This is a genomic window from Thioalkalivibrio sp. AKL10 (assembly GCF_000381845.1).
GTDB classification, from domain to species: domain Bacteria; phylum Pseudomonadota; class Gammaproteobacteria; order Ectothiorhodospirales; family Ectothiorhodospiraceae; genus Thioalkalivibrio; species Thioalkalivibrio versutus.
Genome location: NZ_KB907143.1, coordinates 243,839 through 269,605, shown reverse-complemented (window position 1 = coordinate 269,605; position 25,767 = coordinate 243,839). Strand labels below are relative to the sequence as shown.

Annotated in this window: 27 protein-coding genes; 12 read left to right on the top strand and 15 right to left on the bottom strand. The window is 66.6% G+C overall.

Annotation, left to right across the window (positions count from 1 at the left end; all coding sequences use genetic code 11):
• Positions 1 to 81: 81 nt before the first annotated feature.
• The 4 genes from G333_RS0107055 to G333_RS0107040 form a co-directional block, all read right to left on the bottom strand.
• Positions 82 to 852 (bottom strand): DUF2063 domain-containing protein, encoded by a 771-nt coding sequence (locus G333_RS0107055; protein ID WP_019628060.1) that lies wholly within the window; start codon positions 850 to 852, stop codon positions 82 to 84.
• Positions 845 to 1,729: a DUF692 domain-containing protein gene (locus G333_RS0107050; RefSeq protein ID WP_019628059.1), complete on the bottom strand. Its 885-nt coding sequence runs from the start codon at positions 1,727 to 1,729 to the stop codon at positions 845 to 847. The genes G333_RS0107055 and G333_RS0107050 overlap by 8 nt, the downstream gene beginning before the upstream one ends.
• Positions 1,719 to 2,015 carry a hypothetical protein gene (locus G333_RS0107045; RefSeq protein ID WP_018169979.1) on the bottom strand — a complete coding sequence of 99 codons (297 nt, stop codon included), beginning with the start codon at positions 2,013 to 2,015 and terminating at the stop codon, positions 1,719 to 1,721. The genes G333_RS0107050 and G333_RS0107045 overlap by 11 nt, the downstream gene beginning before the upstream one ends.
• A gap of 74 nt (positions 2,016 to 2,089) precedes the next feature.
• A complete protein-coding gene (locus tag G333_RS0107040) occupies positions 2,090 to 2,710 on the bottom strand; it encodes a DoxX family protein (protein ID WP_038038102.1) in 621 nt (206 codons plus the stop codon).
• 191 nt (positions 2,711 to 2,901) lie between these two features.
• Here G333_RS0107040 and G333_RS0107035 point away from each other — a divergent pair, with 191 nt between their 5' ends.
• Complete coding sequence (locus G333_RS0107035) at positions 2,902 to 3,834, top strand: AraC family transcriptional regulator (protein ID WP_019628057.1); 933 nt, start codon at positions 2,902 to 2,904, stop codon at positions 3,832 to 3,834.
• Positions 3,835 to 3,850: 16 nt separating this feature from the next.
• Here the strand turns inward: G333_RS0107035 and G333_RS0107030 are convergent, their stop codons facing one another.
• From G333_RS0107030 to sdhC, 7 genes are all read right to left on the bottom strand, one after another.
• Positions 3,851 to 4,708: a NifU family protein gene (locus tag G333_RS0107030; protein ID WP_019628056.1), complete on the bottom strand. Its 858-nt coding sequence runs from the start codon at positions 4,706 to 4,708 to the stop codon at positions 3,851 to 3,853.
• Between the two features lie 52 nt (positions 4,709 to 4,760).
• Positions 4,761 to 5,015: a succinate dehydrogenase assembly factor 2 gene (locus tag G333_RS0107025; RefSeq protein WP_018938539.1), complete on the bottom strand. Its 255-nt coding sequence runs from the start codon at positions 5,013 to 5,015 to the stop codon at positions 4,761 to 4,763.
• Positions 5,016 to 5,151: 136 nt separating this feature from the next.
• Positions 5,152 to 5,853, bottom strand: coding sequence for a succinate dehydrogenase iron-sulfur subunit (locus G333_RS0107020; RefSeq protein WP_018169984.1), 702 nt, complete (start codon positions 5,851 to 5,853; stop codon positions 5,152 to 5,154).
• A gap of 57 nt (positions 5,854 to 5,910) precedes the next feature.
• Complete coding sequence (locus G333_RS0107015) at positions 5,911 to 6,273, bottom strand: TraR/DksA C4-type zinc finger protein (RefSeq protein WP_018145439.1); 363 nt, start codon at positions 6,271 to 6,273, stop codon at positions 5,911 to 5,913.
• Positions 6,274 to 6,379: 106 nt separating this feature from the next.
• A complete protein-coding gene (gene sdhA, locus G333_RS0107010) occupies positions 6,380 to 8,155 on the bottom strand; it encodes a succinate dehydrogenase flavoprotein subunit (RefSeq protein WP_018952016.1) in 1,776 nt (591 codons plus the stop codon).
• Positions 8,156 to 8,165: 10 nt separating this feature from the next.
• Positions 8,166 to 8,504 (bottom strand): succinate dehydrogenase, hydrophobic membrane anchor protein, encoded by a 339-nt coding sequence (gene sdhD / locus G333_RS0107005; RefSeq protein ID WP_019628055.1) that lies wholly within the window; start codon positions 8,502 to 8,504, stop codon positions 8,166 to 8,168.
• Positions 8,501 to 8,881 (bottom strand): succinate dehydrogenase, cytochrome b556 subunit, encoded by a 381-nt coding sequence (sdhC, locus tag G333_RS0107000; protein WP_019628054.1) that lies wholly within the window; start codon positions 8,879 to 8,881, stop codon positions 8,501 to 8,503. The genes sdhD and sdhC overlap by 4 nt, the downstream gene beginning before the upstream one ends.
• A gap of 177 nt (positions 8,882 to 9,058) precedes the next feature.
• Between sdhC and G333_RS0106995 the strand changes: the two genes are divergently transcribed.
• Positions 9,059 to 10,105, top strand: a complete 1,047-nt coding sequence (locus G333_RS0106995) for a folate-binding protein YgfZ (RefSeq protein ID WP_019628053.1) — start codon at positions 9,059 to 9,061, stop codon at positions 10,103 to 10,105.
• A 3-nt stretch (positions 10,106 to 10,108) separates the two neighbouring features.
• The gene (locus G333_RS15175; RefSeq protein WP_018140916.1) at positions 10,109 to 10,273 is read left to right on the top strand and encodes a hypothetical protein; all 165 of its coding nucleotides are present in this window, start codon (positions 10,109 to 10,111) and stop codon (positions 10,271 to 10,273) included.
• A 63-nt stretch (positions 10,274 to 10,336) separates the two neighbouring features.
• On the opposite strand, the gene G333_RS0106985 is transcribed toward G333_RS15175, so the two are convergent.
• The 4 genes from G333_RS0106985 to G333_RS0106970 are packed head-to-tail and all read right to left on the bottom strand — an operon-like array spanning position 10,337 to position 13,928.
• The gene (locus tag G333_RS0106985; RefSeq protein WP_019628052.1) at positions 10,337 to 11,770 is read right to left on the bottom strand and encodes an FAD-dependent oxidoreductase; all 1,434 of its coding nucleotides are present in this window, start codon (positions 11,768 to 11,770) and stop codon (positions 10,337 to 10,339) included.
• A complete protein-coding gene (locus tag G333_RS0106980) occupies positions 11,770 to 12,150 on the bottom strand; it encodes a DUF302 domain-containing protein (RefSeq protein WP_019563543.1) in 381 nt (126 codons plus the stop codon). The genes G333_RS0106985 and G333_RS0106980 overlap by 1 nt, the downstream gene beginning before the upstream one ends.
• 55 nt (positions 12,151 to 12,205) lie before the next feature.
• Positions 12,206 to 13,345 (bottom strand): acyl-CoA dehydrogenase family protein, encoded by a 1,140-nt coding sequence (locus tag G333_RS0106975; protein ID WP_019628051.1) that lies wholly within the window; start codon positions 13,343 to 13,345, stop codon positions 12,206 to 12,208.
• A 34-nt stretch (positions 13,346 to 13,379) separates the two neighbouring features.
• Entirely contained in the window at positions 13,380 to 13,928 is a 549-nt protein-coding gene (locus tag G333_RS0106970; RefSeq protein ID WP_018145431.1) for an OsmC family protein, read from the bottom strand.
• A gap of 416 nt (positions 13,929 to 14,344) precedes the next feature.
• Here G333_RS0106970 and G333_RS0106965 point away from each other — a divergent pair, with 416 nt between their 5' ends.
• The 9 genes from G333_RS0106965 (at position 14,345) to G333_RS0106925 (ending at position 25,721) form a co-directional block, all read left to right on the top strand.
• Positions 14,345 to 15,199 (top strand): ABC transporter ATP-binding protein, encoded by an 855-nt coding sequence (locus G333_RS0106965; protein ID WP_026289509.1) that lies wholly within the window; start codon positions 14,345 to 14,347, stop codon positions 15,197 to 15,199.
• Between the two features lie 44 nt (positions 15,200 to 15,243).
• Positions 15,244 to 16,527, top strand: a complete 1,284-nt coding sequence (locus G333_RS0106960) for an ABC transporter substrate-binding protein (protein ID WP_018952023.1) — start codon at positions 15,244 to 15,246, stop codon at positions 16,525 to 16,527.
• A complete protein-coding gene (locus tag G333_RS0106955; protein ID WP_018145428.1) occupies positions 16,524 to 17,363 on the top strand; it encodes an ABC transporter permease in 840 nt (279 codons plus the stop codon). The genes G333_RS0106960 and G333_RS0106955 overlap by 4 nt, the downstream gene beginning before the upstream one ends.
• Before the next feature lie 197 nt (positions 17,364 to 17,560).
• The gene (locus G333_RS0106950) at positions 17,561 to 19,210 is read left to right on the top strand and encodes a sigma-54-dependent Fis family transcriptional regulator (protein ID WP_019628050.1); all 1,650 of its coding nucleotides are present in this window, start codon (positions 17,561 to 17,563) and stop codon (positions 19,208 to 19,210) included.
• A 188-nt stretch (positions 19,211 to 19,398) separates the two neighbouring features.
• On the top strand, positions 19,399 to 20,853 hold the full coding sequence (locus G333_RS0106945) for a CmpA/NrtA family ABC transporter substrate-binding protein (RefSeq protein ID WP_019628049.1): 1,455 nt from the start codon (positions 19,399 to 19,401) through the stop codon (positions 20,851 to 20,853).
• 3 nt (positions 20,854 to 20,856) lie between these two features.
• On the top strand, positions 20,857 to 21,705 hold the full coding sequence (gene ntrB / locus G333_RS0106940; protein ID WP_018176619.1) for a nitrate ABC transporter permease: 849 nt from the start codon (positions 20,857 to 20,859) through the stop codon (positions 21,703 to 21,705).
• 29 nt (positions 21,706 to 21,734) lie between these two features.
• A complete protein-coding gene (locus G333_RS0106935; protein WP_018952026.1) occupies positions 21,735 to 22,646 on the top strand; it encodes an ABC transporter ATP-binding protein in 912 nt (303 codons plus the stop codon).
• 36 nt (positions 22,647 to 22,682) lie between these two features.
• Positions 22,683 to 23,129: a cyanase gene (gene cynS / locus G333_RS0106930; protein ID WP_018145423.1), complete on the top strand. Its 447-nt coding sequence runs from the start codon at positions 22,683 to 22,685 to the stop codon at positions 23,127 to 23,129.
• Between the two features lie 126 nt (positions 23,130 to 23,255).
• Positions 23,256 to 25,721, top strand: coding sequence for a bifunctional diguanylate cyclase/phosphodiesterase (locus G333_RS0106925; RefSeq protein ID WP_019628048.1), 2,466 nt, complete (start codon positions 23,256 to 23,258; stop codon positions 25,719 to 25,721).
• Positions 25,722 to 25,767 lie beyond the last annotated feature (46 nt).

The following is a 25,767-nucleotide window of genomic DNA, read 5'->3' as shown; positions in this document are numbered from 1 at the left end:
CCTGCTTCCCTTGCGGCTGCCCTGGACGTTGCCCATATCCGGGCGTCCGGGTCTGCGACGTGCGCGTCCGGTCCCTCCGCCTCAGGCGGATGCGCGGTCAGTGCGGGTCCCCACAATGGCACCCAGCCCGTGGTAGTGCTGCAGCAACTGGCGTCCACTGGCCACCAGCTCGCCCGAGAGTTCCAGCCCGAAATCGCCGGCCACCCGGCGGATCTGTTCGTCGCCGGTCGCCGGTGTCTCGATCACCCGCCACAGCAGCCGGGCGCCGAGCGGGTTCAGCTCGGCAAACCGCACCCGCTCCTCCCCGGTGCGGTACGCCAGCAGGTAGGTCGGCACCTCTCCCGGTTGATCGGGCTGGAAATCGGCCCCGATCCGGTGCACCGGGTACTCGTAGGCCAGCAGCCGCGCGGCGGCCGAAAACACCGGAACCTGAACCATAAGGTCACCATCCGGCTCGAGATCCGGAGGCGGCGTGGCATCCGCATAGACCAGTTCGGTCTCCACGCGCTCGTAGTGGGCCAGCTCGGCCAGGAAAGGCAGATCGCCGGGCTGCGCCGAGCGTTCCTCCGCCAGGTAGCGCACGAACTCCGCCGCCAGCTGCGGAAAATACGGCGTCTCGCTGCCATGATCGCGATAGAAGTCGCGCACCAGCTGTTCCCAGGCGGGCGCCTCCAGCAGTCCCCGCAGGACCGGGAAACCCCTGGCCAGCAGGTTGGCCACGTTGTTGAAGAACAGACGCCGGTAGATCGCCAGGCGCCGACTCTCGATCCCCTCCGGGGCCGGATAGCGCTCCGGGTCACGCAAGTGCCGCGCGAATGCCCCCTGTACCTGCTGGAAATCCGCCTCAGGCATGCAGGAGTCGCTCTTCCTGGCCGGCGCGCGACCGCAACTGCAGATCCCGAATCCGGTCGGTCTCCGCCAGCAGTTCCTCCAGCGGCGGAAAGTTGAAGTCGCGCTCGAGCAGGGTCGGCACCGGCCCCATGCGGGCATAGGTGGCCTCCAGCAGCGCCCAGACATCGGAACAGATCGGCTGGCCATGGGTGTCGACCCGCAGGTCCGGGGCCTCCTCCTCGTGCCCGGCGATGTGCAGGTAGCGCACTCGCTCCAGCGGCATTGCATCCAGGAACTCGGTCGGCTCGTAGCCGTGATTGATGCTGTTGACGACGATGTTGTTCACGTCGAGCAGGAGGTCGCAGTCGCCCTCCTCCAGCACCGCCCGCACGAAGGTGATCTCGTCCAGTTCGGCCCCCACCGGGGTGTAATAGGAGACATTCTCCAGCGCCATCCGGCGCCCGAGGATGTCCTGCACCTGGCGCACGCGATCGGCCACGTACCGCACCGCCTCCTCGGTGAACGGGATCGGCATCAGGTCGTACAGATGCCCCTGGCCGTCGCCACAGGCCGAGAGGTGCTCGCTGTAATCCTCGATCCCGTGGGTATCCAGGAAGACACGCAGGTCCTGCAGAAAGGTCTTGTCCAGCGGGCGCGGCCCGCCAATGTCGAGAGACAGCCCGTGGCACACAAAGGGCTGGGCCTCGGTGTATTCGCGAAAGATGCGGCCCAGACGCCCGCCCAGGTGCATCCAGTTTTCCGGAGCCGCCTCGAAGAACCCCAGGCGCTCCGTCGCCTCCAGGGCCTCGGCCAGCGGACCCAGCAGGGCCCGCCGCAAGCCGAGCCCGGCGCCGCTGACGCGGGCCGGGTTGGCAGGGTGGACGACCTTAGCCGCCACAGGTCCCCTCGCCACAGGCGCCTTCGGAATCCTTCTCGTCGCCGTCCGAGCCACCGCAGGTGCCCTCGCCGCAGCTGCCTTCACTGTCCTTGGTATCGCTCGCGCCACCACAAGTGCCTTCGCCACAGGAACCCTCGGCCAGCATCAGCGGCGACTGGCCGCCCTGCTGATAGCCGTGGTTCAGGTCGGCCGAGGCAAACACCGGGCTGGTGGCCATGGCCATGCCGATTGCCGCCGTGCCGACGGCACCGGCCAGAGTCTTGGTGGAAAACAGATCGTTCTTCATGGTCGTACTCCTCGTGTTGCGATTATGGATCCGCTGGACCCGTTGTGTAATGGCTGCTGAAACAGCTCTTGGAGTTATCCCCTGCTCATCATCCTCCGACGGATGTAATAGTCGATGCTGACATAGCGTCCCGCTCCCCAGAAGAACAGGACCAGCAGCATCACGAAGAAGGTCGCGGCCATCTCGATGCCGTTGTTGACGATTGCGAAATTTCCGGTCTCGGTCAGCCAATTGTAGTTGCCATACTCCTGCAAAATGGACTTGGCGCGATCCAGGCGCATCTGCGCGTGTTCGATCCCGGAACAGTTGAACAGGCACATCATCGGGTCGGAGATCCGCTGCCACCCGTGTTCCAGATGCACGGTCACGGCCGCCACCACCATCGTGATCATCAGCGGGATCGAGAACCAGCGCGTCGCCAGTCCGAGCAGCAACGCGATCGCACCCAGCACCTCGGCATACGCCGACAACATCACCATCAAATAGGGGAAGGGCATGCCCAGCCCCCAGTCCGCGTTGCCGTACCACATCACCACGTTCTCTTTCGGCAGGATCCCGTCCAGCTTGTTGGTTCCCGCCATCCAGAACACCGGCGCGAGGTAGAGCCGCAACAGCAGGGGCGCCAGGAAGTCCGCGCCTCGCGTCCAGTCGAGCCAACCCTGCAAGCGCACTGCCAAGGTTCCAGTCGCAGCCATCGTCCTGATCTCCTTTTCCCCTTCTACTGGGTATAAAGCCTAGACCTCGGGCTCGCGCCGTACGCGGGGTGATCCGCCGGCGTTTATGTCCGATCGTCCGGGACCACGGGGAGAGGCCCGTGACGCCCGGCAACCGGGCGCCCAAAGGTCTAAGGTGAAGAACCAACAGGAACAGGCAAAAGGAAGGTTTGATGGACATCAGCCCCCACGAAGACGTGCTGTCGACGGTTCTGGCCGCCTACAACCTGCGCGCCCGCATCGACACCAACCCGCGCCTGTGCGGGGAGTGGCAGCTCAGCACGGCGGGCTCGGGGAATGCCAGCTTTCACCTGGTGGGGGAAGGCGGATGCTATCTGCACATGGAGGCGATGGCCCCCGTCTGGATGGAGGCCGGCGATCTTCTCCTGCTGCCGCATGACGACTGGCACCTGATGTCCAGCCGCGACACCGTGCCCGACCGCGACAACCATCTGACGCTGGTGGAAGGCGAGGATCCGCCGGATATCCCGGTCACCCAGCTCCTGTGCGGCCACTTCGAGTTCGATTCAGGCCGCCGCAACCCGATCCTGGCCGCACTCCCCGACCACATCATCATCCGCCGCCGCGAATCCGGCGACCGGCTGTCACACCTGGCGGACCTGATGAACATCGAACTCGCGGAGCGTTCGTCGGGCTACCGGCCGGTCCTGGACCGCCTGGCGGACACCCTGTTCGTGATGGCCGTGCGCCATCACATCTGCTCGCAACGCGAACACTCGGAGGGATCGCTGATCGCCGCCCTGGCCGACGACCGCATCCGCCGCGCACTGGATGCCCTGCACGCCCACCCGGAGGCGGCCTGGACCCTGGAGGGGCTGGCCAGCGAGGCGGCCATGTCGCGCAGCAGCTTCGCGGAGCGCTTTCATGTGCTGGTCGGACAGACGCCCATCGACTACCTGACCCAGTGGCGGATGGTCCTGGCGGAACGCCAGCTACGCGACGGGCGGGAGTCGGTCGCGGGCGTGATGGACGCGGTGGGCTATACCTCGGAGGCGGCCTTTCGCAAGGCCTTCAAGCGGGTGCACGGTTTCGGGCCGGGGCGCATCCGGCAGCTACTGCGCCGGCTCAGTGCCGGCCAGGCTTGACTGCCGAAAAGCCGATTCAGAAGGTATTGGCGACGCTGGCCACGCCCGGCGCACGCGACCGAACCAGGCGTTCGACCACATTCTTGAGGTCCAGCGTGGAGCGCGGACAGCCCACACAGGCCCCCTTGAGTCGGACCCGCACGGTGCGCCCATCGAGCTCCACGAACTCGATATCGCCACCGTCCTGCATCATGATCCGCCGCGCCTCCTCGATCGCGGCGCGCACCGCGTCCACGTCGATCGGGCCATCGGCCGGCACGTCCGCCGCCTCGCGCTCGGCGAAGGTCTGGGCCCGGTCCAGGCGCAGCGCGAGCTCCGGATCGAGTTCCTCGATCGCGTCCAGTTCATCCTCGCTGTACACGTGATCGGGCTCGTCACTCAGCAGGTGTGACACGTCCACCATCACCTGCGCATTGTCGGGTCCAGCCATGTTCGGGCCTCCGGGTACTCGGCTTTTCGCCAGTATAGCAACGCCCCGCTCCACCCCCGCGCGAAGCCGCACCCGCCAGCCGGGATCCACCACCTCGCGCGCGGGCGACCAGCGCAACCGCACGCGCAGACGGCGCAGGTCCTCCGGATGCATGCGCCCGGCGTGCAGCCACAGGCGCCATACCCGGCCGGTCGCGGGCACCCGAACGACGAGGATGACGACCCGGCGCAACACCCGTGTATCGGGAAGCACCTCGACCCAGTCCACCTGCTCCTGGCGCAGGCCCTCGGCGGTGGCCAGCCAGGTTGCACCCTCGGGCGTCTGCCCCAGCCAGTCCCAGGCCGGCGGTTGCGACCGCCCTTGCCACCACCAGCCGGCCACGGCCAGTCCGAAGACCGGAGCCAGCGTCCACAACGGGCTGTACACCAGCACATAGCCGGCCACAGCCAGGAGCAGGAGGATCTGGCCCGCGAGCGCGAGCCGGGGAAGAACCGGGTCAGGCCGGAGCCGAAGCCTGAGTGGCGGCGCGGATCGCCGGGACAAGACGGGCTATCCCCTCGTCCACCGTGGTCTGGCGACCCATGACCACGTCCAGCAGCACGTTGTCGGGGTAATCGAGCAGGCGCTCGAAGGCATCGCGACCCTCCTGGTCCAGTTGCGCATATCCCTGCGCGAGAAAGTGGCCGAGCAGCCAGTCGTTCTCCAGCATGCCGCGGCGGCAGCGCCAGCGTGTCCGGTTATCGGGTTCCATCACCCAAACACCCGTCCAGGCCCCCTGTGGGAGCCTGCTTGCAGGCGAAGCCCCTGCCCGCGTCCTGCTTTGGCAGGGGCATTCGCCTGCAAGCAGGCTCCTACCGGGGTGGAACAACCGTTGGGGGTCGCGCCGATCACAACGACTTCTTCAGCATGGTGCGGCGGATGTCGCTGATCGCGCGGCTCGGGTTCAGGCCCTTCGGGCATACCTGGGTGCAGTTCATGATGGTGTGGCAGCGGTAAAGCTTCCAGGCATCATCCAGCTGTTCGAGACGGTGCTCGGTGGCCTCGTCGCGGCTGTCGTGGATGAAGCGCGCGGCCTGCAAAAGAGCCGCCGGCCCCAGGAACTTGTCCGGGTTCCACCAGTAGGATGGGCAGGCAGCGGAGCAGCAGCCGCACAGGATGCACTCGTAGAGCCCGTCCAGTTGTTCGCGGTCCTCGGGGCTTTGCTTGCGCTCCACCTCGGGCTCCGGGCTGTCGTTGACCAGCCAGGGCTCGGCCTTGCGGTATTGCTCCCAGAAGTTGTCCATGTCCACGATCAGGTCGCGGATCACCGGCATGCCCGGGAACGGGCGCAGGGTCACGGGTGAGTCCAGCTCCGCCAGCGGCGTGATGCACGCCAGGCCATTGGTGCCGTTGATGTTCATGCCGTCGGAGCCACACACCCCGTGCTGACAGGAGCGGCGAAAGCCCAGGGAGTCGTCCTGTTCCTTCAGCAGAAGCAGGGCATCCAGCAGCATCATCCCGGGCTCGACCTGGTCATCGGGCAGGCTGAAGCGCTGCATCTTCGGCAGCGTGTCCGTCTCCGGATTGAAGCGGTAGATCGAGAACTCCATCGGTATCTCCTGTCGGTGACCGCGGCCACCGTTGTCACACGCTGCGGTAAGCCCCAATCAATCCTGTTCCTGCGCCTCGGCACAGGCAATGCATCGCTCGGCCGACGGGTCGATCTCCAGCCGCGAGCGCGCAATCGGCTCCAGGCAGTCGATGCACAGTCCACCCTCGCCCTCCTCCAGCCGCTTCAGCGCCCGGCGGGCACGAACACGCTGGGCCTCGCGCCGCTGCTGGCTCGCCTTGGCCATGGCCTGGCCCTGCAGCGCGTCCATCCGCGAGAGCCGTCCGGTGCGTTGCTGGTCCAGCTCCACGGTCGCACCGCTGTCGGCGGCGCCCGCGAGCGCGGCATCCAGCTCCGTCAGCAGCACCTCGAGCTGCTCGTGCAGCCACGCCTCGGGTACCGGTTCGGCAGGGTTGCTCATTGCTCGTCTCCCATTGGGCACAATGCCCATGGTTGAACGCGCGGGCTGCCATGCCCCCTGATGCGATTCGCTGCGCTCATCCGCATCCTACGGTCGAGTCGACCCATCAATAGACGCGTTCCTTCGGCGGGAACGAGGCGACGGTATTCGGCTGCGTCCGCACCGGCTTGTAGTCCAGGCTGTCATCCGCCAGCGAGTACAGGCTGTGCTTGAGCCAGTGCTGATCGTCGCGCTCGGGGAAATCGATCCGCGAGTGGGCGCCGCGGCTCTCCTCGCGCCCCAGTGCGGAGCGGATGGTCGCGATCGCGCAATCCATCAGATTCTCCAGCTCCATCGCCTCCACCCGCGCGGTATTGAACGTGCTGGAGTGATCCGCGATCACCGCATGGTTCAGGCGCTCGCGCAACGCACGGACCTTCTCCACCCCCTCGCGCATCACCTCGTCGGTGCGGAATACCGAGCAGTGGTCTTCCATCACCTTGCGCAGGTCGCGCTTGAGCGGCTCGACCTGCTCGGCGGAGCCATCGCCCGGGTCCTTGCGATCCCAGCGCGTGAGCCGCGCCATCGCCTGTTCCACGGCCGACTCGTCCAGCGGCCGGTGATAACGGTTCTCGGCCAGGTACTCGAGGATGTGATTGGCCGCCGCGCGGCCGAACACCAGGATGTCGAGCAGTGAATTGCCGCCCAGGCGGTTGGCCCCGTGCACCGAGACACAGGCCGTCTCGCCGGCCGCGTACAGCCCCGGGACCGGGTCCTCCGGCGTGTCCTTCTCCGGCGCCACCACCTGCCCGAAGCGATTGGTCGGGATGCCGCCCATGCTGTAGTGGCAAGTCGGGAAGATCGGGATCGGCGCCTCGATCGGATCGACCCCGAGAAAGGTCATGCTCGTCTCGCGAATCCCCGGCAGGCGCTGCATGATCGTATCGGCCCCCAGATGGCGCAGGTCGAGCAATACGTGATCCGTATTGCGCCCGCAGCCGCGTCCCTCGCGCACCTCGGTGGCAATGGAGCGGCTCACCACGTCGCGCGAGGCCAGGTCCTTCGCCCGCGGGGCGTAGCGCTCCATGAAGCGCTCGCCCTCGGAATTGATCAGGAACCCGCCCTCGCCGCGCGCGCCCTCGGTAATCAGCATCCCGCGCCCGGCGATCCCGGTCGGGTGGAACTGCACGAACTCCATGTCCTCCAGCGGCACCCCGGCGCGCAGGGCCATCGCCATGCCGTCACCGGTGTTGATCAGCGCGTTGGTCGTGGTGCGGAACAGCTGTCCCGCCCCGCCGGTCGCGATCAGGGTGGTCTTGGCCTCGATCACGATCGGCTCGCCGGTCAGGATCTCGAACGCCAGCACGCCCAGCACGTAGCCCTGCGCGTCGCGCAGCAGGTCCACCGCGAAGTACTCGTCGAAGAAGTGGGTGCGCGCGCGCAGGTTCTGCTGGTACAGCGAGTGCAGGATCGCGTGCCCGGTGCGGTCCGCCGCGGCGCAGGTGCGCGCCGCCTGGTCCTGACCGAAGTTCTGGCTCTGCCCGCCAAAGGCGCGCTGGTAGATGGTGCCGTTGTCCAGGCGCGAGAACGGCACGCCGAAGTGGTCCAGCTCGTAGACCACCTTGGGCGCGGCGCGACACATGTATTCGATCGCGTCCTGGTCGCCCAGATAGTCCGAGCCCTTCACCGTGTCGAACATGTGCCAGTGCCAGGAGTCCGGCAGGACGTTGGCCAGGGCGGCGTTCACCCCGCCCTGCGCCGCCACCGTGTGCGAGCGCGTGGGAAACACCTTGGAGACCACCGCGACCTTGGCATCGCCATTGGACAGCTGCAGCGCCGCGCGCAGGCCGGCCCCGCCGGCCCCGATGATCAGGGCGTCGAACTTGCGTCGCGCCACGTTCATGCCAGTCCCTTCATGCCAGTCCCGCCCGAATCAGAATGAAAAATGCCCACAGCCCCGTCAGGATCAACCCGCCGGCGGCCAGCACGAACACCAGGAGCCGCGGGCCGGGCGCATGCACGTAGTCCATCACCACGTCGCGCAGCCCGATCCACGCATGCAGGAGCATCAGCAGCACGAACACCGCCGTCAGCAACCCCACCACCGGGTGCCCGACCACGCCCAGCCATGCGGCATGATCCGCCGGCGCGGCCAGCACGAAGAATCCGAGGGCCAGGATCACGTACACGCCCACGTACACCGCCGTGATGCGTTGCAGCAGCCAGGCGCGCTGTCCGCTCAGGAGCCTCACAGCACCAGCCCCAGCCACACCAGAATGGTGCCGAGGATGCCTGCGTACAGGGCATCGCGCGCCGTGCGCAGCGAGCCCGCGCGATCCTCGCCAATGCCGAATTCCATCAGCAGGTAGCGAATCCCGGCAAACAGGTGATGCAGCAGCCACCAAAGCCCCAGTGCCAGCGCCACCAGGCCGATCGGATGATGAATGATCGCCACGACCTGGGCGAAGCCCTCGGGGCTGGCCAGCGAGCGGTCCAGCAGCCAAAGCAGCACGGGAATCGACAGAATCAGGAAGACACCGGTGATCCGGTGCAGAATGGAGACCACGGCATTCAGCGGCAGTCGGATCTTGCGCAAATCCAGAAAGACGGGACGTCCCTGCCGAGTCATGCCACCCCCTTGAACGGGAAGAAAGGAAACCAGGGCTGACACCCTGCAAATGGTTCGTCTACTATCGAGCCGCTTGGTTCAGCTTACCACCTCAAACCCTGGCCGTGCGCCCCGGATACCGATAGCCAATCGAGCCCGACGGCGGACGACAGCGAGCGCTTCCACGGGAGATTTCCGATGCGCGAAGACTGGAAAAACCACTTGATCGATGCCGGCGCCGAGTTCGAGGAGGACGACCTCCTGCACTACGGCAACCCGGAACGTGAACGCCGCATGGCCATCAACGGCGAGGTGATCTGCGACCTCTCCCATCGCGGCCTGCTGGAGGTTCGCGGCGACGACGCCACCGACTTCCTGCAGGGCCAGTTCGGCAACGACATCCGCGCGGTGGATGCGCAACACAGCCAGCTGTCCAGCTACTCCAGTCCCAAGGGCCGCGCCTACGCCGTGTTCCGCGTGCTGCGAACCCGCGACGGCTACCTGCTGGAGATGCCCGCAGACCGGATCGAGCCGGTGGCCAAGCGCCTGCAGATGTTCGTGCTGCGCGCGAACGTGATCATCGAACAGGCCGGCGACTCCCGCATCCACTTCGGCTGCTCCGGGCCGGATGCCGAGAAGGAGCTGCAAAGCGCGCTGGGTGTCTGTCCCGCCGAGGTCGAGGAGGTCGTCGAGAAAAACGGCGTCACCGTGGTCCGGGTACCCGGGGTGCACCCGCGCTTCGAGCTGTTCGGCGAGATCGACGCCATGCGCAAGGCGTGGGACGGCCTGAACGTCCACGCGGCCCCGGTGGGCCCGCGCGACTGGGCACTGCTGGACATCCTGGCCGGGGTCCCCACCGTGGTGGAGGAAACCAGCGAGAAGTTCGTGCCGCAGATGCTCAACCTGCATGCCCTGGGCGCGGTCAGCTTCGAAAAGGGCTGCTATCCGGGCCAGGAGGTCGTGGCACGCATGCACTACCTGGGCAAGCTCAAGCGGCGCATGTTCCGCCTGGCGATCCATACTCAGACTCCACCCCAACCCGGCTCGCCTGTGTTCAAGGCCGGCGGCAACCCGGACCAGTCGGACGGCGAGATCGTCGCAGCCGAATTGCACCCGGACGGGCTGTACTCCGCTCTGGCCGTACTGCAGGTCGCGGCCGCCAAGGGCGAACTGCGCTGGGACGCACCCGACGGCGCCAAGGCCGAGGTCGTCGAACTGCCCTACGCAGTCCCCGAAGGAGCCTGACGCATGCGCTTTTTGTTCTTCTTTTTCGTCCTGATCCTGCTGGCGCTGTGGGCGGCCTTCTTCAGCCGCCCCGACAACCCCACACTATCCAACTGGCTCTACGCCCTGGCCGGGGTATTGGCAGTGCTGTTCCTGATTGGCTATTTGCGCCTCGACGGGGTCATATGACCCGAACCCTCTGATCCGCATCGCCGCCCCCCCGCGGGCCCGGCACCGGCCGGGCCACGCGGCTCAGGACGCCAGCCGGGTCCGGGTATCCGCCAGCGGCTCGCCCAGGCGCATCTCCAGGTCCCGCGCCTGGCGTGCATGGCAACCCGACAAGGCAAACCCCTCGAGCCGTGCATCGGCGTGATACTCCAGGTGACGCCCTTCGCCGTCGCCCGAGATCTCCACCCATTCGCCCCCGTCCGTCTGCGGCGGGCAGACGTTCAACGGCAGGCTCCCGGTCTTGACCTGCACGATCCCGGCATCCGGCCGGTACACCGTCGGCTCGCCGGACAGCGTTCGCGCCAGTGCAGCTGCTTGCCCGCGCAGGGTCTCCACGTAGGGGCGTAACTGGCCGTCGAACTCGCAACCATCGCCCAGGGCGAAGACCGCCGGGTCGGTGGTGCGCAAGAGTGCGTCCACCTCGATCCCCGCGTGGCAGGCCAGACCGATCCGCTCGGCCAGCTCGCGGTTGGGCACCAGCCCGAGCGCGCTGATGACCACCTCGGCCTCTACGGATTCGCCGCTGGCAAGGACGAGACGGGTCGTTCCCTCCGCCACCGGTTCGATGCGCTCGACGGTCGCCTCGGTGTGCCACTGCACGCCGCGGTCGGCCAGCGCCTTCTCCAGATCGACGCTCAGCGGCTCGGGCAGCAGATTCGGCAGCGGCCGTGACGCACACTCGATCAAAGACACCGGATAACCACCGGCCGCCAGGTCGTCCGCCAGCTCGCAGCCCACCAGGCCGGCGCCGATGATGGCCACACGGGTATGGGCCGGTGACCCGGCTTGCGCCTCGAGGGCCGCACGCAGCGCGCGGTAGTCCTCCAGCGTGTTCACCGACAGCGGCGCCCCGGCCCCACCCGGGAACGCCATTTGCCGCGGACGCGCCCCGGTGGCCAGCACCAGCTGGCCGTACGGCACGCCGCCACGGGCGGTGATGATTTTTTGCTGCGCCCGCTGGACATCCAGCACACGGACAAACGGCATCAGGTCAATGCCGAGCCGGGCAGCCCGCGCCACGCCAGTCTCCTCCACCAGATCCGCGACCGCGACGCCCCGGGCAAAGGCATTGGAGATCCGCGGCTTGGTGTAGTAATCACCGGAATCGGCGGTCAGCAGGCGGATCGTGCGCCGCGGATCCCGCTCGCGCAGGGCCTCGGCCAGGGCCCAGCCCGCCATGCCGCCGCCGACGATCACCACCGCATCCGGATCGGCCGCGCCGGCCCCGGCACTCCAGGCCATCGCGGCGGCACCGGCGTCCGCGGTCTCGGCGCGCGGCTCCAGGGCGGTGAAATCCGCCTTGGTCACATTACAGTCGGGGCAGTACCAGTCGTCGGGGATATCCTCGAAGCGGGTCCCAGGGGCCAGACCGGAATCCGGGTCGCCCTTGGCCTCGTCGTAGATATACCCGCAGACTTTGCAGATATAGCGCTTGAACTCGTCAGTTTCGGTGCTCATCACGCGGCCTCCACGGCATCGAGAATGGCCTTCAGCTTGGGGTCCAGTTCGGACCCGATGGCGTCCAGATCGGGGTTGGCCCATGGCGCGAACACGTCCCGTGCGGAGCGCGTGCTCACACGCAGCATCTCGCCATCGCCGGAGACGTGGATGCGCAACGGGATGTCGATGCCGGCCGGCTTGCAGGCCTCCCAGACACGCACCGCATAGCTCGGGTGGAAGATCTCCAGGATCTGGTCGGTCGGGACCTCGACCCCGATCTTCGCGGCATTGGCCTGGCCGTTGATGTGCGAGACCAGCTTCAGCCCCTGGGCGTCAATCGCCTCCTTCAGGGTCGCGACCGCGGTCTCGGGGTCCAGTCGGGTAGTGGTTTCCAGCATGACGATTCCTTCGTTCGGTGCGGGGCCCCGGTAGGCCCCGACCGTGGGTGGTGGACTAGTGCGCGTGGATCCGCGCCAGCTCCTTGCGCAGGTGCTTGATCGCCGGGGTGACGATGGCCACGAAGTACGACTCGCGCAGCTTGCGCTGGGCGGCGGCGTTCGCCAGATACCCCCGGGCCCCGGCATGCAGCAATGCCGACTGCGACGCACGCAGCGACAACTCGGAACCGGTCAGGCGCATCTGCAACACATCGGCAAAGAAGCGCTCAGATTCATCAAAGGGGGTCTCCGACAAGGCATAACAGGCCGTACGACCATCCTCCAGTGCCTCTTCCAGCTCCCCCACCTGGTCATCCAGGTAGCCATTTACATGGGCCAGCGTCTCGTTGGCCTCGCGCATGGTCTGGATGCAGCCATCGATCAGCCCCAGCCCCATCCCCATCTGCAGCAGCACGAACCCCGGTCGGATCCGGCGGATGTACTCGGGCAGGGCGTCGGCAAGCACGTGCTCATCGGGCACGAACACGCGATCGAAATGGCAGCCGAAAGTGCGCGAACCCTCCAGCGCGGTGAACTCGGGGCAGGCCGTCAGGCTGAACCCGGGGTCGGAGCAGTTGATCAGCGCCATCACCGGCCGCGGGTTCGCGCCGGAGGTGCGGAAGATCGCGCCGAAGTAGTGGTCCTCGCCCAGGTTGGATACCCAGGGGAGCGCACCGGAGACCACATAGCCCCCGTCCACACGTTCGGCGGAGAGCTTGAGGTCCTCGATATTGGCAAACCACTTCATCGGGTTGGACAGCGCGGTGGCACCCAGTGCCTCGGCATTCGCCAGCCTCGGCAGGGCCTCGCGCTTCAGGGTGTCCGAGGCACTGTTCTCCACGTACCAGGCACAGGCGTTCTGGCACCAGGCAACAAAGCCGGTGGTCATGCACTCGGCCGAGATCACCTCGGTCGCGCGGATGGCACTGGCAATATCCGTGGTGCCGCTGGCGTTCTGGCTGGCCAGGTGGCGGTTGAAGGCGCCGAGGCGACCGGCCTCGCGCAGGAAGTCTTCGGGGTACAGGCCTTCGCGGTCGATACGGGCGGTCAGCGGAGCCAGATCGCGCTCCACCAGCGCCTGCAGCGCGGCATCGGCATCCGCCGGCCCTGCGGCCGGCGACACCCCCGTCACGTCGTGAGTGCGGGTTTCAAGCATTGGGGTTTACTCCCGTTGGGCAGCAGGACCGGAATCAGGCCAGCTCGACGCTGAGCTTGACCGGGTTGCGCATGGTGTTGGCCACCGGCGACCAGAAGTCGGCATGGGCGACCAGCTCCTTCAGCTGTTCCTCGCTGGCATCCCCTTCCAGGTTCGCCTTGACGCGGATATCGGAGAAGCCGAGGTGCTTGTTCACATCGGTATCCCCGACGCCCCATACGGCGGTCACGTTGATGTCGCCCTCCAGGGTCAACTCGAGCTTGGTCAGGGTGATACCGCGATCGATGGCGTTGGCGTGCATCCCCACGGACAGGCAGGCACCCAAGCTGGCCAGCGCGGCCTCGGAGGGGTTCGGCGCGGTGTCGTCGCCCAGCAGGTGCGGCGGCTCGTCGATCACGTGGGCCTCGAGGTCGCGCACGAAGGTCAGGTTGCGGAACTTGCCTTCGCAGACCGTGGTGGCCTTCAGCGTCACGATGTTCTCGGGGTTGGCCTTGCCCTTGGCGGCGAGGTTATTGAGGCCATCCTGGTCGATCGGCTCCAGGGCGTTGATGGACAGGGAGGTAGTGGCTTCGGCTGCAGACATGGTGGTGCTCCTGATAGTTGGGATTCGTGGATCCCCGGCATTCGACCGGGTCGTCCATCCCGGTGCAGAAGCCGTGCCAAAACCGTGCGGACCGCACCACAAAGCCATTTCCAGCCGGGCCACCCGAATCCAACCCATCCCCCCGTCGGACAATCCGTCCGCTTTGTCCACTCGAACTGGTCCGCATTGTCCGGATTGTCCACTTCTCGCCCCCCCACGCCGGATCCCCCCGCTTCTGCGATGCCTCGTTCGCCGCTCCCTGTATTGCGCACCAGCGCGCCGTTTCGCCCCCGGTCCGGACGAAATTCCCGGGCAACACGACGGGTTTGGCACGCCCCTTGTAAGGAACCCCCTTGAACGCGCCGCCGATCCGATCCATCCGGCGGCTCATGAACGAAGGTCAAGAGGGAAACGCCATGGGCGCCGCCATCTCCATCGACTACATCACCCACCACTATCCCGGGCAGGAAGCCCCCACGCTCAAGGACATCCAGGTCACCGTCGCACCGGGCGAGACCGTCGCCCTGATCGGCCAGAGTGGCTGCGGCAAGTCCACCCTGCTGCACATGCTCGCGGGGCTCCTGCTGCCGAGCGAAGGCTGTGTACGCATCAACGGCCACCAGGTCATCAAGCCGAGCCCGCGCTGGAACATGATGTTCCAGAAGCCCTCGCTCTACCCCTGGATGACGGTGCGCAAGAACGCCTCGCTGGGCCTGATCTTCCAGGGCCGCAAGACCGACATGCGCGAACGCATCGACCAGCTGCTGGAGACCGTGGGTCTGAGCGAGAAGGCCGAGGTCAACGTGCAGTCGCTCTCCGGCGGCCAGCAACAGCGCGTCGCCCTGGCCCGCAGCCTGGCCACCGACCCCGAGCTGCTCCTGCTCGACGAACCGTTCTCGGCCCTGGACGCCTTTACCCGCGTCGCCCTGCAGGACGAAGTCACCCGCCTGGCCCGGGAACGCGGGATCTCGGTGGTGTTCGTCACCCACGACATCGAAGAGGCCGTCGCCATGGCCGACCGCGTGCTGGTCATGGGCTCCAACCCGGGGACCATCACCGCCGAACTGCCGATCGACATTGCCCACCCGCGCGATCGCAACAGCCAGGCCTTCGTCGACCGCAAGGCCGAACTGATGGGCTACTTCGGCGCCACCCGCACCCCGGCCGCTGACAAGGGTTCAGCGGAGGCCGAAGCCCCGACGCCGGATACCGAAAGCGAACAAGACGAGTCTTCTTCATCCGAATCCCGGGCGCGCGTACGCGCCGCCTGATCCATCTCCACCACTGCCCCGAACCCGAGCGAGGAACCGCCACCATGTGCAACTGCGACAACCACCACGACATCGACAGCGAACTGGACCGGCTGCTGGATCGCAGCTTCTCCCGTCGCAACTTCCTGCGTACCGCCGCCGTCGGCGGCCTGGCCGGGAGCGGGCTTGCCCTGCCCGGTTCCCTGTTCGGGGCCGAACCCGGGAGCCTCGAAGAGCCCGAAGGCGTCGTCAGCGACTTCGACGGCGTCGTGCGCATCGGCTACATCCCGATCACCGACGCGGCCGCCCTGCTGGTCGCCCACTCCGAGGGCTATTTCGAGGACGAAGGACTGGAGGTCGCCGATCCCCAGCTGATCCGCGGCTGGTCGCCGCTGATCGAGTCCTTTGCCGCCAACCGATTCAACCTGGTGCACCTGCTGAAGCCGATCCCGCTGTGGATGCGCTACCAGAATGACTTCCCGGTGAAGATCATGTCCTGGGCCCACACCAACGGCTCGGCCGTGGTGACCGGCCGCCATGTGGATGTACAGAGCTTCGCCGATCTCGGCGGCAAGAGCGTGGCCGTGCCCTATTGGTACTCCATGCACAACGTGGTCATGCAGATGGCCCTGCGCGATGCCGGCCTGACGCCGGTGATCCGCGATCAGGGCGACGCCCTGGAGGCGCACGAGGTCAACCTGATGCTCATGCCGCCGCCGGACATGCCGCCGGCCCTGGCCGCGCGCTCCATTGATGCCTACATCGTCGCCGAGCCGTTCAACGCCGCCGGCGAACTGCTGGCGCGCGGCAACGTGCTGCGCTTCACCGGCGATATCTGGAAGAACCACCCCTGCTGCGTGGTCTGCATGAACGAGCGCCTGACCGACCGCGAGCCGGAGTGGACCCAGAAGGTGATGAACGCCGTGGTCCGCGCCCAGGGCACGATCCAGGAAGACAAGAAGAGTGTCGCCACCATGCTCTCGCGCGACGGCAAGGGGTATCTCCCGATGCCCGCCAACGTGGTGGAACGCGCGATGACGAACTATCACGACGACAGCACCTACGCCGACAGCGGCGCGATCCGTCACCCCGAATGGGAGAACGGCCGCATCGACTTCTCGCCCTGGCCCTACCCGTCCGCGACCAAGATGCTGGTCGGCGCCATGAACGAGACCCTGGTCGGCGGCGACACCACCTTCCTCGAAGGCCTGGACCCGGACTTCGTCACCGACGACCTGGTGAACTACGACTTCGTGCGCAAGGCGATGGAAAAACACACCGCCTGGCAGGGCGCCCCGGGCGTGGACATGGATTCGCCCTATGCCCGCGAGGAGGTGGTGGTCCTATGAACCGCGAAGCCACACTCTCCGTCGACACCGCGACCGTGGAGCGGCTCATGCCGGTGCTGCGGTTCGCGGACCAAGCGCGCCGGGCGCTGCAGTACCCGGCGCTGGGCATCGCCGGCCTGTTCGCCCTGTGGTACTGGGGCGGCTGGGCCATCGGCAACAACGAGGACACGATGGCCTTCGCCAGCTTCGCCCCCGGGCCCACGCTGGCGGCCTTCTGGGACATCGTCAGCTCCGGGGCCGTGTGGTCGCCGATCGAGTCCAGCCTGTACCGCGTGGGCTGGGGCCTGGCCTACGCCATTGCCATCGGCGTGCCACTGGGCGTAATGATCGGCTATTTCCTGACGCTGAAGCAGGTCACCCACGTCCCGTTCCAGTTCCTGCGGATGATCTCGCCGCTGGCCTGGATGCCGGTCGCGGTACTGGCCTTCGCCACCTGGGATGCGGCCATCATCTTCCTGATTGCCATCGCGGCCGTCTGGCCCATTACCTACGCCACCGCGCACGGGGTGCAACGGATCGATCCGATGTGGCTCAAGGTGGGCAACAACCTGGGCGCCAATCCGTACCACACCCTGCGCTACATCGTGATGCCCGCGATCGCCCAGGATGTGTTCGCCGGGATCCGCCTGGCGGTGGGTGTGGCCTGGATCGTACTGGTGCCGGCCGAGTACCTGGGCGTCACCTCGGGGCTGGGCTACGCCATCAACGATGCCCGCGACACCCTGGAGTACGACAAATTGGCCGCATTTGTCCTGGTCATCGGCATTATCGGCTACATGCTCGACGCCATCTGCGTACGCCTGATCAAGCGCAGCAGCTATCACGCGGAGGGCTGACCCTCCAGACCATGCCCGGGCCCGGCCATTCATGGCCGGGCCTTTTTGTGCGCCCGCAAAGCGGGCAAGCGCAACCCAACAGTGCAAGGCCCTGCCCCGCCTCGAGGCAACCGCGTCATCCCGACCCTGCCAGACGCCCCCGAACGCCCACCAACACGTCGTTTTCGCACTGGCAGGCTTTCTGCATAACCCACGGCATGGCACTCCACCGCATATCCGATTCGACCCCACCGGACCTGGCCACCCGGGAGCAGGAGATCACCCTGCTGCTGGAGGTTGCCAAGCTCATGGGCCGCTCCGGCGACCCGGATGCCGCGATCTACCGCATCCTCGGGATGATGTCCCAGCTACTGGGACTCAACCGCGGCCGCGTCCTGTTGCCGGATCCGAACAGCGGCCAACTGCGCATCCGCCACGCCTACGGCCTGACCGATGCCGAGCGCGACCGCGGCAGCTACAGCCTCGGCGAGGGTGTCACCGGGCGCGTCATGAAGACCGGCCAGATCGCCCTGATCCAGGACATCGACAACGAGCCCGAATACCTCGCGCGCGCCATTGACCGTTCCACCCTGCCGCAGGAGACCGTCGCCTACATCGCCGTGCCCATCGTCCAGGACGAACACGCCATCGGCGTGCTGGGCGTGCACCGGCTGCGACGCCGCTCGCGCCAGTTCCAGGACGACCTGAACCTGCTGCGGGTGATCGCGAGCATGATCGGCCAGGTCCTGCGCATCCACCAGCTGATCGCCGAGCGCACCGCCGAGCTGGTCTCGGAGAACCGCTACCTCAAGAGCGCCCTGGATACCCAGGGCGGGCAGTACGGCATCCTCGGCGAGAGTCCGGCCCTGCGCCATGTCCTCAAGCAGGTCCACCGCATTGCGGATACCCAGGCCACCGTCCTGATCACCGGGGCCTCCGGGACTGGCAAGGAGAAGATCGCGCGCATGGTCCACCGGATCAGCCAGCGCAATGCAAAGCCGTTCATCTCCATCAACTGCGCCGCCATCCCGGCCGACCTGCTGGAATCCGAACTGTTTGGCCACGAAAAGGGGGCCTTCACCGGCGCGTCCAGCGCCAAGACCGGCAAGATCGCCCTGGCCGACGGCGGCACGCTGTTTCTGGACGAGATCGGCGACATGCCGGAGGCGTTGCAGTCGAAGATCCTGCGTGTACTGCAGGAACGGGTGGTCCAGCCCATTGGCGGCAACCGCGATCTCCCGGTGGACGTACGCATCATCGCCGCAACCCACCAGAACCTGCAGGCCGCGGTGAACGCCGGGAACTTCCGGCTCGACCTGTTCTACCGCCTGAACGTGATCCCGCTGCACATGCCGGCCCTGCGCGACCGCGCCAGCGACATCCGCCTGCTCACCCGCCACTTCCTCGACCGCTACACCCACCTGCACGGCTGGAACGTGGTCGTCGACGAGGGCGTGCTGGAACGCCTGGAGGCCTTCGACTGGCCCGGCAACATCCGCCAGCTGGAGAACGTGCTGGAGCGCGCCGTGCTGCTGTCCACGGATGGCCGCATCGGCACGCCGCTGATCGACGAGATCCTGCACGAGGAATCCCGCATCAGCCCGTTCGAGGGCGAGCGGCACGGCCTCCGCGACGAGCATGCACCGGCACCATCGCGGCACAACGAGCCCCGAACCCTGCCCTCTTCCGGCGCGCCCTGCACCAGCGCGGTGCGCCCATATCAGCGCGTGCACGCCACCGAGGCGGAGCGCCTGAAGCGCGCGATCGAGCAAACCGGGGGCAACAAGACCCGCGCCGCGATGGACCTGGGCCTGACCCCGAGGCAATTGCGCTATCGCCTGAAAAAGCTCGGCATAGAAACCACTTAGGCCCACCGCTCAGACACCAGCGGACCTTTTGTCCCCTTCGTCGACAATGTCGACCAATGGTCCGATCTCCCGGCACTCGCGCGCCGCCCTGGCGGCCCATTCCCCACGCTTGGCATGGCACCTGCAATGACCCTCGACATGCGCGGCAACGATGCCCGCATCGATTCGACCCACGAGGAGAGCCGACCATGCCGACCAAGAGTCTTCACGATCCCTTCGACGCCAACGCCGACCTGCGCCACGGCTCCAGCTGCCGCCACGGGCACACCGGCCCGGGCAGCTGCAGCTGCTTCGACACCGCGTCCCCGGACCTGGAAGAGAAACTGGAACGACGCGCCACCCATGAGCCCGTACAGGCCGATGCCCACGCCACCGGCGAGGACCTGAGCGACGAGGCCATGGTCGATCGCGCAGTGGAGAGCGCGATCGTGCGCGGCATGTTCGGCCACAACGAGATCAACCGCCGCCGCTTCCTGCAGATGATCGGGGGCGGCACGGTGGCCGCGGCCCTGGGCTCCATCCTGCCGCTGGACAAGGTCAAGGCCGCGATCAAGGACGGCGGGCCGCTGGAAAAGACCAAGCTGCGCGTCGGTTTCGTCCCGATCACCTGCGCCACGCCGATCATCATGGCCCACCCCATGGGCTTCTACGAGCGCCACGGCCTGGATGTCGACGTGATCAAGACCGCCGGCTGGGCGGTGGCCCGCGACATGTCGCTGTCCGGTGAGTACGACGCCTCGCACATGCTCTCGCCAATGCCGCTGTCGATGACCCTGGGCTCCGGCTCCTCGCGCGAGCACTACATCATGCCGGCGGTGGAGAACATCAACGGCCAGGCCATCACACTGCACAACAAGCACAAGGACAAGCGCGATCCCAAGGACTGGAAGGGATTCACCTTCGCCGTGCCCTTCGAGTACTCCATGCACAACTTCCTGCTGCGCTACCTGGTGGCCGAGCACGGGCTGGATCCCGATCGCGACATCAGCATCCGCGTCGTGCCGCCGCCGGAGATGGTCGCCAACCTGCGTGCCGAGAACGTCGACGGCTACCTCGCCCCCGACCCCTTCAATCAGCGCGCAGTCTGGGACGGCATCGGCTTCATTCACATGCTGACCAAGGACATCTGGGACGGCCACCCGTGCTGCGCCTTCGCCTGCTCCGCGGCGTGGGCCGACGAGCATCCGAACACCTTCGGTGCCCTGTTCCGCTCGCTGATCGAGGCCACGCAGTACAGCTCGGACATCAACAACCGGGCCGAGATTGCCGAGGCCATCTCCCCGCGTGCCTATCTCAATCAGCCACAGTCCGTGGTGGAGCAGGTGCTCACCGGTCGCTACGCCGACGGCCTGGGCAACGTGCAGAACGATCCGCACCGGATCGACTTCGACCCTTTCCCCTGGCACTCGATGGCGACCTGGATCCTCACCCAGATGAAGCGCTGGGGCTATGTGGATCGCGACTTCGACTACAACCGCCTGGCGGAAGACGTCTTCCTCGCCAGCGAGTGCGCCGAGGTCATGACCGAGCTGGGCTACGAAGCGCCGAGCGACACCTACAAGAACTTCGAGATCATGGGGAAGGTGTTCGACTACACCGACCCGGAAGGTTATCTCGACAGCTTCGCAATCCGCAGGAGCTAAGCCATGTTGAGCAATCTCAACTTCCGGGCGACCGTTCTCTCGCTGGTGATGCTCGTGGTCTTCCTGGGCGTGTGGCAGCTGGCCACCGCCCCGGAGGTCCTCGCGCCGCAGCAGGGCGAGCTGAGCGAATACGAACAACTGATGGGGGGCGGGACCGATCGCAGTTCCAGCAGCGGCATCCCGGCCCCCACCCAGGTGTTCAGCCACGCCTTCAGCGAACTGAGCAACCCGTTCTACGACGCGGGCCCGAACGACAAGGGCATCGGGATCCAGCTGGCCTACTCGATTTACCGGGTCCTGCTGGGCTTTGCCCTGGCCGCGCTGATCGCCATCCCGCTCGGCTTCGTGATCGGCATGTCGCCGCTGCTGAACAAGGCGTTCGATCCGTACATCCAGATCCTCAAGCCGATCTCGCCCCTGGCCTGGATGCCGCTCGCCCTGTTCGTGATCCGCGACTCGAACATGTCGGCGATCTTCGTGATCTTCATCTGCTCGATCTGGCCGATGCTGGTGAACACCGCCTACGGCGTGGCCTCGGTGCGCAATGACTGGCTGAACGTAGCCAAGACCCACCAACTGTCGAACCTGCGCACCGCGTTCACCGTGATCCTGCCTGCCGCGGCCCCGACCATCCTCACCGGCATGCGCATCTCCATCGGCATCGCCTGGCTGGTCATCGTCGCCGCCGAGATGCTCGTGGGCGGCACCGGCATCGGCTACTACATCTGGAACGAGTGGAACAACCTCGATCTCGCCAGCGTGATCTTCGCGATCATCATGATCGGCATCGTCGGCTTCCTGCTGGATGCCTCCCTCGCCCAGGCCACCAAATTCGTGCGCTACGCCGACTAAGTCGGCGCAGCCCAACCAGGAGACCTATCATGAGCAAGGGATTCCTCGAAATCGAGAACCTGAGCCAGCGCTTCCCGCAGCCCGACTCCAGCGAACTGATGACCGTGTTCGAGGGCGTCGACGTGACCATCAACAAGGGCGAGTTCGTCTGCCTGATCGGTCACTCCGGCTGCGGCAAGTCCACCATCCTGAACGTGCTCGCCGGTCTGGCCACACCGACCGACGGCAACGTGATCATGGACAACAAGGAGATCAACGGCCCCAGCCTCGACCAGGGCGTGATCTTCCAGAACCACAGCCTGCTGCCGTGGCTGTCGGCGCGCGACAACGTGATGTTCGCGGTGCGCGCCCGCTGGCCGAACTGGAGCAAGGCGCAACGCCTGGAACACGCCGAGCGCTACCTGCACATGGTGGGCCTGGACCACGCCATGGACCGCAAGCCCTCGCAACTCTCCGGCGGCATGCGCCAGCGCGTCGGCATCGCCCGGGCCTTCGCCATCGAACCCAAGCTGCTGCTGATGGACGAGCCGTTCGGAGCCCTGGACGCCCTGACCCGCGGGGTCATCCAGGAGGAGCTGCTGAAGATCTGGTCGGAGACCCACCAGACCGTGTTCATGATCACCCACGACGTGGACGAGGCGATCCTGCTTGCCGACCGCGTGCTGCTGATGACCAACGGGCCGCATGCCCAGGTCGCCGAGTCGGTGAAGATCGACATCCCCCGGCCGCGGGAGCGCGCCAGTCTGCATCAGCAGGAGGCCTACTACCCGATCCGCAACCACCTGGTCGACTTCCTCGTGAACGGCGCCAAGGAGATGTCGGCCAAGGCCCAGGCGGGCGCCGCCCGCGGTGACAACCCGCGCCACAGCCCGCGCATCGTCAACCCGGCCAAGCCCGAGGCCAACCCGGAACCCGGTCCGCGCATGGTTCGCGCGGTCTGACCCCCAGTCCATCCATCGCATTCAAGGAGCACAGTAATGAGTCTCAGCAAGAGCGCCATGACCACCACCATCCTCGAGGCCAAGGAGAACCGCGGAACCACCTGGGCCGCGATCGCCGAGGCCACCGGGCTGCACGAGGTCTACGTGACCTCCGCCTGCTACGGCATGAACCACCTGGAGGGCGACCAGGCCGACAAGCTGGCGACCTTCCTCGGTCTCGGCCCCGAGGTCTCGCAGGCGCTGCAGGCCTTCCCGCACAAGACCTGGGACAAGACCATCCCCACCGACCCGGTGATCTATCGCTTCTACGAGGCGATCAACGTCTACGGCGACACCATGAAGGCGCTGATCCACGAGAAGTTCGGTGACGGCATCATGAGCGCCATCGACTTCACCATGGACATCGACAAGGTCGAGGACCCGAAGGGCGACCGCGTGAAGATCACCTGGAACGGCAAGTTCCTGCCCTACAAGAGCTGGTAGCGTCCCCATCGGTCACGCGGCGGCCGGGCTCGCCGCGTGACCGCCCTTTCCCGCGAGCCGGTACCCCAACGCCCGTTCGCGCCCGAACGTGTACGGCAAGTCCCTTCGCATAGTAGGCTCTTGCCGATGCGCCATCCATCCACCCTGCCCCGTCTGCTGATCCTGCTGATCAGCCTGTCCGTTGCTGCCCCCGCAATGGCGGCAAATAGTGACGACGCCAGCGTATACACCATCGGCGTGCTGGCCTTTCGCGATGCCGAAGAGACCACGGCCCAGTGGCAACCCACAGCCGACTACCTGAGCACGCAGGTCGACGCGGCCGAATTTCGCATTCAGGCACTTAACTATCCGGACCTGGAGCAGGCCGTCGCCACCGGAGGCGTTGATTTCGTCCTCACCAACACCGGCCATTACGTGCGCCTGGAGGCGCAACAAGGCATCACCCGCCTGGCCACCCTCATCGCCGAGGAGCAAGGCCAGCCCATTCGTCAGTTCGGCGGGACGATCCTGGTCCTTGACGAACGCAATGACCTCCAGTCACTGGACGACCTTCGTGGGCAGCGGTTGCTGGCGGTGGAAGAAGACTCTCTGGGCGGTTGGCTGGCCGGTTACGGGGCCCTGCGCAGCGCTGGCGTGGATCCGTTCGAGGACCTGGCGTCGGTCCACTACACGGGCATGCCCCACTACCGGGTGATCGAGGGCTTGTTAACCGGCGAGGCCGACGCCGGCATGGTGCGCACCGGCGTGCTGGAGGAGCGGCTGCAATCGGGCGACCTGCCCGCCGACACCCTGCGCGTACTGGCGCCCCGCAAGACAGCGGGGTTTCCATTTGCCCACTCCACCCGGCTTTATCCTGAATGGCCGTTCTCGCGTCTTGGACACACCCCTGACCAACTGGCCGAAGCCGTCACGATCGCCCTGCTGAGCCTGCCCGCGGATCACCCCGCGGCGCGTGAAGGCGGCTACCACGGCTGGTCAGCCCCGTTGTCCTACGGGGCGGTACACAAACTCCTGGAAGAACTCGGCTACCCGCCCTACGACCGCACCGTGGCAATCAGCCTGCGCGCCTACTGGGAGGCCCGGCCGGAGGTCCTGCTCGGCTTCATGGCGGGGCTATTGCTGCTGAGCGGGTTGGCTGCGCTCTACTACCGGCGTCTGACGCGGCGGCTTTCACTGGAGGTCGAGCAACGCCGCGCGGCGCAGGGCCGCCTGCGCGCACACGAAGCTCGCCTGGCGTACCAGGCCGGGCATGACCCGCTGACCGGACTGCCCAACCGCACGCTGCTGCAGGAGCACCTTGACGAGGCCATGCAACAGGCTCGCCAGCGGGAAGGCCTGGTGGCAATCCTGTTCGTGGATCTGGACCGCTTCAAGAACATCAACGACAGCCTCGGCCACCGCGTCGGCGATGACCTCCTGCAAATCCTGGGCGAGCGCCTGAAGACGCGCTTCAAGGCTCGCACCGTGGCCCGGATTGGGGGCGACGAATTCATCGCGGTAATCGACGACGCCGCAGAACATCAAGAGCTCGAGGCCCGCGCCCGCCAGCTTCTGGAGCTCATAGCCGAACCCTTTGCCGTCGGCGGCTGGACCAACTTGCAGGTAGGCGCGAGCATCGGTATTGCACTGTTCCCGGAGGACGCCACCGAAGCCGGTGAGCTTCTCACTCAGGCCGATGCGGCGATGTACGAGGCCAAGGACGCCGGGCGCAACACCTTCCGCTTTTACCGTACCGCCCTCACCGATGCCGCCAACCAGCGCCTGGAGATCGAGAACCGGCTGCGGCACGCCCTGGCCCAGAACGAACTGGAGGTGTTCTACCAGCCTCAGGTACACATGACGTCCGGGAAGATCACCGGGATCGAGGCACTGGTGCGCTGGCGTGACCCCGAACGCGGCCTGATCGCGCCGGACGTGTTCATACCGCTGGCCGAGGAAACGGGCCTGATCGCCGCCGTCGGGGATTTTGTTCTGCGCGAGGCCTGCCGCCAGGTCGTGGAATGGGATCGTCAGGGCCTGCCGCCGCTGGAAGTCTCGGTCAACCTGTCGGCGCGCCAGGTCGCCGCACCGGGCCTGCTCCATCAGCTCCGCCAGGTCCTGCACGAATCCGGACTCCCCGCACAACGCCTGACCCTGGAGCTCACCGAAAGCACCCTGATGGAACAGGCCGACACGACCCGTGGCACCCTGCAGCAGATCAAGGGCCTGGGCATCGCGCTGGCCATCGACGACTTCGGCACCGGGTATTCGTCGCTGGCCTACCTGAAGGAATTCGCGATCGACATCCTGAAGATCGACCAGACCTTCGTGCGCGACCTGCCGGAGGACCGCAACGATGCCGAGCTGGCCATGACCATCATCGACATGGCCCACAACCTGGGGCTGGATGTGCTCGCCGAGGGGGTTGAAACCGAGGATCAGCTCGGATTTCTGGCCGCAGAGGGCTGTGATGCCTGGCAGGGCTATTTGTGCAGCCGCCCCCTGCCCGCCGCATCCCTGGCCGAGCTCGTGAGCCACCACGAACCCGAACCGTTCGCGCGCCGGGCCCCGGTAAAGGCCGCCATGGCCCCACGGGGCCACCTGCGCAGCTGAACCTGAAAAAGGAAAGGCCTGCGAAAGCAGGCCTTTTCCTTGGTGT